Genomic DNA, 11836 nt, shown 5'->3' on the forward strand with positions numbered 1-11836 from the left:
ACGCTAGGACCGCACCGTGAGCGGGTCTTGCCTCAGCGCGCACGAAGAGTTGGTCAGCAACCGTCCTCCACGGCGCGACGCCGGGTTTGCGGGCGCTCGGCGCCCCGGCGACGCTTCCGGCGCCTAATCCGGAACCAAACCTGGCCCCGCTAAGAAAGCTGTCGTGCGCGCTGAGACAAGACCGCCACCCTCGCCGCGCCTAGGGTCATGTCGTGGACATCGCCCACGGAGGACGCCATGACGCCGACCGCAGACATCGCCATCAAGGATCTGAAGCCGGGCTTCGGGGCCGAGATCTCCGGCATCGACCTAGCCTCCACCCCGGACGCGGCCCTGGACCAGGTCGTCGACACCTTCCACCGCCATGGCGCCATCGCCCTGCGCGACCAGAAGATGACGCCGGACGACCTGATGCGCTTCATCGGCCGGTTCGGCGATCCCGAGGACCACACCCAGACCCGCTTCACCCTGCCGGGCTATCCGAAGATCTTCATCCTCAGCAACCGCCTCGTGGACGGCCAGCCGATCGGCGCCCACAACGACGGCGTGGGCTGGCACACCGACTACAGCTACAAGCCCGAGCCGGTCATGCTGACCATGCTCTATGCGGTGGAGGTGCCTGACGAAGGCTCCGACACCCTGCTGGCGGACGGCTGCGCGGCCTGGAACGCCCTGCCCGCCGACAAGCAGGCTATGCTGGAGGGTCTGCGGCTGCACCACAGCTACAAGCACTTCATGGCCACCCGCCAGTTCGGCCAGCAGCAGACCCTGTCGCCCGAACTGGAAGCGGCCAATCCCGACGTCGAGCACCCGCTGATCCGCACCCACCCCGCCGACGGCCGCAAGGCGCTGTGGCCCTCGACCGGCACGGTGACCGAGGTGATCGGCATGCCCGGCCCCGCGGGCCTGGCCCTGCTGGACGAGCTGGTCGAGTTCATGACCGAGGAGCGGTTCGTCTATCGCCACAAGTGGCGGGTCGGCGACCTGCTGATGTGGGACAACCGCTGCACCCTGCACACCGGCACGCTGTACGACGACACCAAGTACATCCGGACCATGCACCGCCTTTGGGTGAAGGGCGACAAGCCTTACTGATCCCCCTTTCGGTGGAGTTGGCATGACCAAGACCTGGATGATCACCGGCGTCTCCGGCGGCCTGGGCCGCGAGATCGCCCGCGCCGCCCTGGAGCGGGGCGACGTCGTCGTCGGCACGGTGCGCAAGCCCGAGGCCGTCGCCGCCTTTGAAGCCTTGGCGCCAGGCCGCGCCCACGGCGTCGTCATGGACGTCACCGACACGGCGGCCATCGCCGCCGCCGTCGCCAAGGCCGAGAGCGTGACCGGGACCCTCGACGTGCTGGTCAACAACGCCGGCTATGGCCTGGTCGGGGCGGTCGAAGAGGCGTCCCTGGACGAGGTTCGCGCCCAGTTCGAGGTCAATGTCTTCGGGCCCCTCGCGGTCCTGAAGGCCGTCCTGCCGGCCATGCGCGCGCGCCGCGCGGGCCGGATCATCAACATCACCTCGGTCTCGGGCCTGGCCGTCTGGGCGGGCACGGGCGTCTACTGCGCCAGCAAATGGGCGCTGGAGGGCCTGACCCAGACCCTGGCCCAGGAGGTCGCGGAGCTCGGGATCCGGGTCGTCAACGTCGCGCCCGGCGGGCTGCGCACGGACTTCGCCACGGGCTCCAAGATCGTCGTGGCCGACAAGCTCTCCGACTATGACGGCCTCGCCCGCGACGCCGAGCGGATCATGGCCGACCATGCCGGCCAGGAACCCGGCGATCCGGCCAAGGCGGCCCGGGCGATCCTGATCATCGCCGACGCCGAGGCCCCGCCGATGCACCTGCTGCTGGGCGAGGACGCCCTGAAGTACGCCGGCTACGCCGCCCAGGGCCTGGCCGCCGATATCGACGCCTGGAAGACCCTGAGCCTCTCCACCGGCTTTGACGCCTGAACCCCGAACGCGAGCGCACGCCTTGACCAACACCCTGATCTTCGTCGACCTGGCCTCCGAAGACCCCTCCGTCGCCGGCGACTTCTACGCCAAGGTGTTCGGCTGGCAGAACGACGCCCGCCCGGAGGGCGTCTATCACCGCATGGTGCCAGGCGGCTTCTTCAAGAAGCCCGACGGGACCGACAGCGAGATCGGCAACCTGCACCTGGGGATCTTCAAGGCCGCGAACGCCCGCCCCCATCCAGAGCCCGAAGGCGTCGAGCCCCGCGCGCTGAGCACCGAAGGCCGCAAGCCCCGCGTCTGGGTGCTGATCAGCGACGACGACAGCGCCGACCGCATCCTGGGGACCGCCGAGGACCTGGGCGCGACCGTGCTCTGGAAGAACCACTACTGGAAGGAATTCAACGGCTACAACCACGCCTTCCGCGACCCCTGGGGCAACGAGATCGTCCTGTGGGGCAAGGCGGGTCCGGATCCGCAAGTACCGGCGGACTTCACCCGCGAATAGCCAAACCGCCGCGCTCGTCCTGGGCGCGGCGTTCCGCTCCAAAGCCGCCAAGCGCCGCCGTTTCGCACGGCGGCGCTACGTGCACGATGTGATCAGAACGGCTTGTCGCCGGCGATCGTCACCCGATAGCCGGTGCGGGTGTCGGGGAAATAGTCCCAGATCGCCTGGTGCCAGGTGCAGCGGTTGTCCCAAAAGGCGACCGAGTTCGGCTTCCAGCGGAACCGCACCTGAAAGTCCGGATTACTGGCGTGCTGGTAGAGATAGCCCAGGATCGCCGTGCTCTCGGCCTTCGACACGCCCTCGATGTGGGTCGTGTAGGACGGATTGACGAACAGGCTCTTGCGGCCGCTGACCGGGTGGGTGCGGACGATCGGATGGGTCGAGCAATTGTACTTGCGGTCGATGTCCGGGAAGATCGCCTTGTAGACCGGGTTGGCGTCGTGCACCGCCGACAGGCCTTCCAGATAGGCCTTCATCTTGTCCGACAGGGTGTCATAGGCCCAGTACATGCTGGCGAAACAGGTGTCGCCGCCGTCGTCGGGCAGGACCTTCATGTAGAGGATGCTGCCCAGCGGCGGCTCGGGATCGCAGGTCAGGTCGGAGTGCCAGTTCTCGCCGGCCACGAACTTGGAGTCGGCGTCGGCGTGGATGGCCACGATCTCCGGGTGCTCCGGCAGGCCCGGCACGCCCGAGTGGATGGCTAGGTCGCCGAACTTGCGGCCGAAGTCCTTGTGGGCGTCGTGCGACATCTCCTGGTCTCGGAAAAAGATCACCTGGTGCTGGGTCAGGGCCTGGTGGATCTCTTCGAACTGACGGTTCGAGAGCGGCTTGCCCAGGTCGACGCCGAAGATCTCCGCGCCGATCCGGCGGGTCATGGGTTTCACGTCGAGCACGTCGTAGGCCATGCGGCGCAACTCCAACTATGCGTTCAGAAAGCCGCCGCGCACATAGACGAGCGGCGTCTTGGTTTCGTCGGTCACCACGCGCAGCACGTGTCCGACCAGGATCTCGTGATCGCCGCCGTCGTGGGCGTCGCGCAGTTCGCATTCGATGGCCGTCACGCAGCCGGCCAGCAGCGGCGCGCCACACATCCCGGCCTCGACGGCCGTGAGGGCGAAGCGGTCGTCGGCCCCGCTCTTGGCGAAACGGTAGGCCAGGTCGCCCTGCTCCCGGGCCAGGATGTTGACGCAGAACGCCCGCGCCTGGCTCAGCGCCGCCAGGGTGCGGCTGTCGCGCTTGAGGCAGACCATGACCAGCGGCGGGTCCATCGACACCGAGCTGAAGGCGCTGACCGTCGTGCCGACCAGGCGGCCGTCATGACAGGTGGTGACCACCGTCACGCCCGCCGCGAAACTGCCCATGGCCTTGCGGAAATCGGCCGGCTCCGGCGCGTGGTGTCGAGGCGCGGCGCTCATCACGCGTCCCCGAACGGGTTGTCGGGATAGACCGCCGAGGCCGGTCGCCTGGCGGCCTCGGCGGGGCCCGCGCGCCCGCAGATCGCCAGGGCCGTCAGGGCGTAGATGAGGGCGCTGTCGACCAGATCCTTCGGCGTCGGCCGCCAGCGGCGGAAGCCGGTGGTGATCGCCGGAATCCGTTGCATGTTGAAGACGTTGTGGTCGCGCCACATGCTGGAATAGACCGGGTTGGCCAGGGTGACCGGATGACCGAGGCTCAGCTGGGTGGCCACGTCCACGGCGCCGACCAGCGGCGCGACCTCGCCGGCGTCGGCCTCGAAGCCGTGGCGCACCACGACCGGCTCGATGTCGATGCGGCCGAGGCCCGCCTCGCGGACCATGGCCTCCAGCGCGTGCTGGACGTCGGCCACCCGCTGCTTGGGCGTCAGCCCCACCTCCAGATAGAGGTTCACCAGTTCGGTGCCCGCCCCGAAGGCATAGGGAATGCCGCCCCGGATCGAGGCGATCTGCGACTTGGGCTGGGCCACGCCGCCGGGACTGTCGTAGCGGCTCTTCTTCTCGTATTCGCCGCTCCAGGCGTGGATGGCCTCGGTCAGCTTGCCGATCTTGTAGATCGGGTTGGGGTGCTGGGCCGCCGTGGCCGGATGCTCCAGGAGCGGCGTGAAGACCCCCTCGCCCCAGACCTGGAACCGGAACACCGCATAGCCGCAGCCGACCCAGGTCAGGCCGAAGTCGCAGCCCTCGGCGGCGATGGCGTAGTCGGGCGCGACGCCGCCGTGATGGAACAGGTAGTGGGCCCCGATGTCCTTGCCCATATAGGCCACGCCGCGGTGCTCCTCGATCGGCTCGGGGCCGATCTCGCCGGGACAGGCGGTCAGGTACATCTTGCCGGCCAGCTCATAGCCGGCCTTCTTCAGCGCCTTGGCCGCGATCAGAAAGCAGCTCATCGGCCCGCGATCGTTGGCGATCGGGTAGCCGTAGAGCTTGCCGTCCTCCAGCCAGCACTTCTCCCACTCGGGATTGGCCAGGGTGTCGGGGCTGTACTTGTAGGCGTCGAGGTCGGGGTTCCAGGTCGGCGCCTCGGTGTCGAGGTGAGCGGTGAACAGCAGGTTCTTGCCCACACCCTTGCCGCCGTGCGTGCCGATGATGTTGGGCCGCTCGGGCGTCGCCCCGACCTTGCGCGGCGAGAAGCCCTCGCGCGCCATCCAGTCGTGGACGTAGTTGGCGACCTCCAGTTCCTTGCCGGACGGCGCGGGAATATTGCCCAGGGTCAGGGCCAGCTCGACGATCTCGGCCTCGTCGATGGCGGCGGCGATCGCCGCGCGATCAGCCTCGGTGACCTGGTAGGGGGCGCTGGCGCCCAGGTTCGGAAATCCATCGGCCATGGGTCAGGCGCTCCAGGCGCGCGCGATCGCGGCCGTGTCGGTCAGGATCGCGCTGTTGAGGTCCATCACCTTCAGCGAAGCGGCGTGGATGTCGGCCTCGTAGGCGGCGCAGGCGTCGGCGGCGACGAACACATGGTAGTCCAGGCTGAAGGCGTCGCGGACGGTGCTGTCGACGCAGCACTCGGTGGTCAGGCCCGCCACGACCAGGGTGTCGACGCCCAGGGCCTTGAGCCGCGCGTCGAGATCCGTGCCGCCGAATCCGCTGTAGCGGGCCTTCTTCACCACCGTCTCCCCCGGCAAGGGCTTGGGGCCGTAGAAGTCCGAGCCAACCTCGCCCTCGCGGCATAGGGCGCTCTCGTTGTCAGGATCGCCGCCCCGACGCCGCATGCGTTCCTTCCAGCTGGAGGAGTCGGTCTCCGGCGACGTGAAAAGGCCCACGAACACCACGGGGGTCGCTGCTCCGCGCGCGGCCTCGACCAGCCGCTCGGCGGCCGCGACCGCCGGCTGGACGACCGCCATGTCGACATAGGCGCCCAGGGCCCCGTCGGGCGAGGCGAAGTCCACCTGGATGTCGATCACCAGCACCGCCGTGCGCGACGGCGCGATCCAGCCGGCCAGTCCTTCAACGACTCCAGCGCCAGTCGTCACCGCATTCACGAGAACACCGCCCGCAGGCCCGGCAGGATCTCCGCGCCGAACATGGTCAGCCCCTCGACATAGTCGGGGAAGATCATCATCAGCCCGTCCAGCTCGCAGTAGCGCAGGAACTCTTCGATCTGGGCGCCGCACGTCTGGGGCGAGCCGACCACGGTTTGGGTCATGAACGCGCCCTGGGCGGCGGCCACGGTCGAGAGCTTCTCGGCCGGCACGCCCCAGCTTTCCAGCATGGCCAGGATGGCGCCCATGTCGGCGCCGCTCTTATAGTATTCGACCTTGGCCTCGGCCTCGGCGTCGGTGTCGCCGTGGATCACCGTGCACATGGCGAAGGTCTTGATGGTCTTGCCCATGCCCTCGGCCGCCTTCTTGGCCCGCAGCGAGGCGTCACGGCGCTCATCCGGCGTGCGACCGCCGATGAAGCAGATGTCGGCCTCGCGCACCGAGAACTGGAAGCCCCGATCGCTCATCCCCGCGCAGACCAGGTCCGGACGCGGCTTGGACAGCGGCTTGGGCTTGGACTGGCAGTCCTTCATCGTGAAGTACTTGCCCTGGAAGTCGACGCTGTCCTCCAACCACAGGCGCTTGACGATGGCGGTCCATTCCTCGGTCAGGGCGTAGCGGTCGTCGTGGGTCATGGAGTCGTCCCACGCCCCCATCTGGTCGAACTCGCCCTTATAGGCGCCGGCGACGATGTTGAGGCCCGCGCGGCCGCCGCTGATGTGGTCGAGGGTGGCGATCATCTTGGCCGCCACCGCCGGGTTCTGGAGCAGCGGATGGATGGTCGCCCAGATCTTCACGGTCTTGGTGGCCTCGGCGATGCCGGCCATCATGGTGACGGACTCCAGGGCCGTGCCCCAGTGGTCGGTCTCGCCGCCGAAGCCGCGGAACTTGCCCATCGACATGACGAAGTCCATGCCGACCTCGTCGGCCTTCACGGCCGCCGCGCGGTTCTGCGCATAGAGGCCGTCGAGCGTCGGGGCGGTCTTGGAGATGATCCAGCCGCCGTTGGCGACCGGCAGGAAAACCCCGAAATCCTTGTGCTGGGAAGGACGGTGGAACATGGCTTGTCTCCTGATCCTCGAAACTCTAGGCGGCGTCGCGCAGCAGGACGGGCGCGGGAGCCGGAACGGGCGCGACCGTGGTTTCTTCGACGGTCTTGCGCGGCGGACGCATGAACAACGCGGCCACGAAGATCACGCCGATCACGGCGGCGAACACTTGGAAGGTCGGCGCGAAGCCGCCGAGACGGTCTCGCATGAAGCCTCCGATGAAGGGACCCAGGGCCGACACCGCGCCGACCAGGCAGACCATCGAGAAGAGCTCCAGATTGTTCTTACGGCCATAGTAGTTCAGCAGAAGGATGCTGACGGCCAGCACGGTCATGCCGAAGCCGACGCCGACTCCAAGGGCGAAGACCACCATCATCGGCCCAGTCGTGGCCCCGGCCAGGGCCAGCAGGCCGACGGCCATCATCCCCTGCGCGCCGGCCAGCAGCCAGCGCGGATCGACGCGGTCCCCCAGCAAGCCGCCGCTCATCCGGGCCACGACCTGCATCAGGGATTCCAGGCTCAGCGCCGCCACGGCCACGGTCGAGGCCACGCCCAGCTCGCCGAAGTGGCTGGGAGCCAGGCTGACGGCGGTGACCCCGCCCAGCAGGTGGGCGAAATAGGCCGCCAGGATGACGTAGAACTGCGGGGTGCGGATCGCTTCCTTCACCGTCCAGTCGACCGTGGTGCGGTAGACGCGGGCGTTGGCGGGCTGGGCGGCGGCCTCTTCGGCCACGGCCTTGTCGGTCTCGACCGCCGCGTTCTCCAGCCAGGCTCGGCCGCCGACCAGGGCCGCGGCCAGGACGCCGACGACCGCCGAGGCGACAGCCTGCCAGGCCCAGTACGGCCGCCAGGCGCCGCCGGCCATCTCCATGCCGGCCAGGGCCATCCAGGGTCCGACGACGCCGCCCAGCGAACCGATCGTGAAATAGATTCCGAACGGCAGGGCGCGCTTCTTGAACAGCATCGACAGCAGGTGCGTGCCTGGGATCAAGGCCATCATCTGGTAGCCAACGCCCAGCAGGGCCGTGCCGGTCAGATAGACCGGCAGCCCATGGGCCAGGGTCAGGCAGACGAAGCCGGCGATCATCACGGCCGAGCCGGCGATGATCGTGGCCCTCACGCCGATCTTGCGGATCAGCAGGGCCGGCAACCAAGACGAGCCGCCACAGAAGGCGCCAAGTAAGGTGAAGCCCAGGAAGGCCGAGGCGAAGCTCCAGTGCTGCTCCTTGATCATGGCCGGCAGCACCACGCCCAGCGACGAGAACGTCGAGGCGGTGATCAGGAACAGCAGAAGGGAAAGAGCGCCCAGGAGGGTCCAGGAACGCCATTGGATCGTCGACATCGCCATCGAGCCTCCATGCAAAGCTCGCGGCGCGTCCCTGCCGGGGCGCGCCGCGCGGGGGGAACTAGAATTTCCGGGACAGGGTCACGCGCCACTCGCGGCCTTTGCTGGGCAGCGCGCCAAGGTTGGCGTAGCTGTCCGCGTCGGGCGTGAAGTAGAGCTTGTCGAACAGGTTATCGACATTGAGCGTGGCCGTGTACGGACCGTATTCGTAATAGACGCTGCCGCTGGCCAGCCAGTAGGCGGGATAGGTCACGGCGTTCTGGACGGTGCCCGCGGTCTTGGTCACGTGGGTCACGCCCAGCGTTCCGCCGACCTTGCCCCAGTCGTGGTCATCGCTGGTGTAGGCGCCGTACAGGCTGACCACCGACTTGGGGATCAGGGTGTAGTCGTAGTCGCCCGCGCGGCCCGGCAGACTGCTGAACGCCCAGACGACATAGGTGCCGCCATAGGCCTGGGCGCCGGGCACGCCGGCGGTGTAGGCCGGGATGTACTGGAACGAGTTGTCGGGCCCCTTGACGGTCGTGTGCTGGGTATTGCCCGAGAAGGTGAAGCTGAAGTTCTCGCTGGCCAGCCAGCGCACTTCCAGCTCCACGCCCTTGGCGCGCGTGCCGGTCGGGGTGCCGGTGATGCCGGTCAGCTGGGTGCGGTTCTGGCGATACCCCGCCAGCGAGCCGACCAGCGTGCCCTTCAGCCACTGGAACTTGAAACCGGCTTCAGCCAGGTCGCTGTTGGACAGCCAGGCGTCGCTGGGATCGGCCACCAGGCCCGGCGCGATGTCGCCCGCCTGGCTCATCTCCAGGGCCGAAGCCTTGGCGTAGGTGATATAGGGCATGATCCCGGCCGGAGCCTTGTAGGTCGCGCTGGCGCTGTAGGTGAACTTGCCCTTGCTGGCCTTCTGCTGGCCGGCGATCTGGTAGCTGAGATAGCCCGTATCGTTCGACTTGACGTCGTAGTCGTCGTAACGGCCGCCCAGCATCAGGTTCAGCTTCTCGCCGACCATGATGTCGGTCATCGCGAAGACGCCCGCCTGCTGCCACTCGCTCTTGTTGTCATTCTCCCAGAGCAAGCCCTGCACCCCGGCGCCGGTCTCGGTCGAGAACGGGCTGTCGATGATGTCTGTGGGCGTCGCGCCGAAGCTGATGTCGCGACGGTCGAGGGCGATCAGGCCGCTGTTGTAGCTTTCCCGGCGGCGGCCCTCGAAGCTGCGATAGGAAGCGCCGACGAACGACTTGGAGGTGATGATCCCGGTATCGTAGGCGAAGTTGTAGGTCGCGCGCGCTTCCCACACCTTGCTGTCGAACCAGGCCGGATAGCCGTAGCTGACGAAGCGCTTGTTCTCCTGGTCGTCGTAGAACAGCTGCAGCTTGATCGCGCTGTCCGGCGTCAGTTCCTTGGCCAGGTCGTAGTAGAAGGTGTTGGTGCGGGTCTTCGAGAAGTCGGCCCCGCTGATATAGACCGTGCGCGGATCGAGCTTGGTCGTGCCGACGCCGGTGTCCAGGGTGTGCAGGGCGTCGGTCGACGGGAACCCGTAATAGGCCTGGTACAGGGCGCTGGAGTACGGATAGAAGCCGATCTCGTTCGGCGTCAGGCGGCCGTTGCCGTCCGTGTCCTTCAGCGTGGTGTCGCGGCCGGTGACGTAGGTCTGGTTGTCGATCAGGTTCTGGGTCAGGCGGTTCCAGCCGGGCGTCTGAACGTCGCCGTCGGAGTGGTAGAGCATGCCGCCGAAGGCCGTCGTCCAGCCGTTGCCCAGGTCGAAGTCGGCCGAGACCTCGCCGGTCTGCCGACGCGGATAGATCCCCTTGTAGTAGCTGTGGGAGTCCTCGACCTCGCCATAGAAGTAGATCCCGCCGGTGACCGCGCCGAAATTGGCCGGCAAGCCCAGCTGGGCGGTCGCGTTCTTCTTGTTATACGAGCCATAGGTCAGGGTGACCTCGCCGGTCGGCTCGGTCAGATAGCCGCCCTCGTTGCGGCCCGACTTCGGAATGAAGTTGAGCATCCCGCCCACCTTGCCCGAGCCGTAGATCGGGGTCGGCGGACCGCGCACGATCTGGATCTGGTCGGCCGCGCCGATCGGGGTCGAGTAGGTCCCCCGGTTCTCGATGCGCTTGAAGCCGCGGAAGTAGTTCTCGGCCAGGGTGCCGCGAATGTTCAGCGCGCCAGGCACGCCGTAGAAGCTGGCCGTGTAGGTGCCCGGCGACACGGCGGTCAGGCCGTCGATCGTCTCGATGCCATAACGCTGCAGCGTCACGTCGCTGACGAAGCTGGCCGAGCGCGGTGTTTCCAGCAGCGGCTTGTCGATGCCGAAGACTGTGTTGTTGGGCTGCTTCTCAAGCAGACCCGCCTTGTCACGCGCCTTGACGATCACCTCGTCGACGGTGTCGGACGGCGTGGTGGTTTCGTCAGCGAAAGCAGCCTGCGTCTGCGCCAGCAGGACTAGGGCGGAACAACCCGCCATTAGTAGCCGATAGGTCGACATGCGGTCCTCATTCGAGGTCGTCGCGCCCACCGCCTGCGGCGGTTATCCCCAGGTCGACGCCTCGAAACGATCATCCGCCGGTCCCGGCCGGCATCGAGGTTTGGCGCGTGACATTTCACTGAAAATGTCGCGCTCGCATGGATGTTGAGCCGTCAGCGCTCGTAAAAGCCGCTCGCTGACCGCGAAACTTGCTTGGAGGCGAACCACACGGGCCTTAAAGCGTCCACCCGGCTGACGCGCAAGCCGCTCGCGGCGCGCGAACCCGGTCGATCCTGATCATCCAGCGGGTCGAGCCGAGTCCGACGTGCGTGCGCCTCGGTGACGTGGCTAGATAGCGCTCGGTGGTGGGCTTTGCGGGGCATGGGTCACGGGCTGTAGAAGCGGTAACCCACGCCCGCCTCGGTCAGGATCAGCTTGGGATGGGCCGGGTCCGCTTCGAGCTTCTGACGCAGCTGGCCGATGAACACCCGCAGATATTGCGTGTCGTGCATATGCGCGGGTCCCCAGACGGAGACCAGCAGCTCCTTGTGGGTCAATACCTTGCCGTGGCCCTGCGCCAGCCTCGACAGCAGGTCGTATTCGCGCGGCGACACCTTGACGATCTCGCCATCCCGCGTGACCAGCCGGCGCTCCAGGTCGATCTCGACCCCGCCCGCCCGGATCACGGCCTCGCCGCCGGGGAAACGCTGGCGCTGGCGCAGCGCCACGCGCAGGCGCGCCAGCAGTTCGCCCACCCCGAAGGGCTTTTCCACATAGTCATTGGCGCCGCGGTCGAGCGAGTCGATCTTCTCGATCTCGCGGTCGCGGGCCGAGAGGATGATGATCGGCCCGTCGTAGAAGGCCCTCGCCTGTTCCAGCACCGTCTTGCCGTCCATGTCAGGCAAGCCAAGGTCGAGCACGACCGCGTCCGGCGACCAGACCGCGATGCCCTTCAAGCCCGAGGCGCCGTCGTCGGCGCGAAGAGGATCGTAGCCGGCGGCGGTCAGCGCCGGCGCCAGGAAGCGATGGATTTGCGGCTCGTCGTCGACGATCAGAATACGCGGACGCATG

The 11836-nt window shown here is 67.5% G+C and carries 11 protein-coding genes; 3 read left to right on the forward strand and 8 right to left on the reverse strand.

Annotated features, from left to right (window positions below; all coding sequences use genetic code 11):
* The first annotated feature begins 237 nt into the window (after positions 1-237).
* Genes AC1RNC_RS19755 through AC1RNC_RS19765 form a run of 3 tightly spaced genes read left to right on the forward strand, consistent with a single transcriptional unit; the run spans position 238 to position 2459 of the window.
* Positions 238-1095 carry a TauD/TfdA dioxygenase family protein gene (locus AC1RNC_RS19755; RefSeq protein ID WP_492887995.1) on the forward strand — a complete coding sequence of 286 codons (858 nt, stop codon included), beginning with the start codon at positions 238-240 and terminating at the stop codon, positions 1093-1095.
* Between the two features lie 22 nt (positions 1096-1117).
* Positions 1118-1951, forward strand: a complete 834-nt coding sequence (locus AC1RNC_RS19760; RefSeq protein WP_492887996.1) for an oxidoreductase — start codon at positions 1118-1120, stop codon at positions 1949-1951.
* Positions 1952-1973: 22 nt separating this feature from the next.
* Positions 1974-2459 (forward strand): VOC family protein, encoded by a 486-nt coding sequence (locus AC1RNC_RS19765; RefSeq protein WP_492887997.1) that lies wholly within the window; start codon positions 1974-1976, stop codon positions 2457-2459.
* 92 nt (positions 2460-2551) lie between these two features.
* On the opposite strand, the gene AC1RNC_RS19770 is transcribed toward AC1RNC_RS19765, so the two are convergent.
* The 8 genes from AC1RNC_RS19770 to AC1RNC_RS19805 form a co-directional block, all read right to left on the reverse strand.
* Positions 2552-3364: a TauD/TfdA dioxygenase family protein gene (locus AC1RNC_RS19770; RefSeq protein WP_492887998.1), complete on the reverse strand. Its 813-nt coding sequence runs from the start codon at positions 3362-3364 to the stop codon at positions 2552-2554.
* Positions 3365-3379: 15 nt separating this feature from the next.
* The gene (locus AC1RNC_RS19775; protein ID WP_492887999.1) at positions 3380-3874 is read right to left on the reverse strand and encodes a flavin reductase family protein; all 495 of its coding nucleotides are present in this window, start codon (positions 3872-3874) and stop codon (positions 3380-3382) included.
* On the reverse strand, positions 3874-5259 hold the full coding sequence (locus AC1RNC_RS19780; RefSeq protein ID WP_492888000.1) for a zinc-binding metallopeptidase family protein: 1386 nt from the start codon (positions 5257-5259) through the stop codon (positions 3874-3876). The genes AC1RNC_RS19775 and AC1RNC_RS19780 overlap by 1 nt, the downstream gene beginning before the upstream one ends.
* 3 nt (positions 5260-5262) lie before the next feature.
* Positions 5263-5916: a cysteine hydrolase family protein gene (locus AC1RNC_RS19785; RefSeq protein WP_492888001.1), complete on the reverse strand. Its 654-nt coding sequence runs from the start codon at positions 5914-5916 to the stop codon at positions 5263-5265.
* A complete protein-coding gene (locus tag AC1RNC_RS19790; RefSeq protein ID WP_492888002.1) occupies positions 5913-6977 on the reverse strand; it encodes an LLM class flavin-dependent oxidoreductase in 1065 nt (354 codons plus the stop codon). The genes AC1RNC_RS19785 and AC1RNC_RS19790 overlap by 4 nt, the downstream gene beginning before the upstream one ends.
* A gap of 25 nt (positions 6978-7002) precedes the next feature.
* Entirely contained in the window at positions 7003-8307 is a 1305-nt protein-coding gene (locus tag AC1RNC_RS19795) for an MFS transporter (protein ID WP_492837305.1), read from the reverse strand.
* Positions 8308-8371: 64 nt separating this feature from the next.
* Complete coding sequence (locus AC1RNC_RS19800; RefSeq protein ID WP_492888003.1) at positions 8372-10786, reverse strand: TonB-dependent siderophore receptor; 2415 nt, start codon at positions 10784-10786, stop codon at positions 8372-8374.
* A gap of 365 nt (positions 10787-11151) precedes the next feature.
* A complete protein-coding gene (locus AC1RNC_RS19805; protein ID WP_492888004.1) occupies positions 11152-11835 on the reverse strand; it encodes a response regulator in 684 nt (227 codons plus the stop codon).
* Position 11836: the final 1 nt, after the last annotated feature.

It is taken from the genome of Caulobacter sp. GW822-FHT01G02, assembly GCF_058802865.1.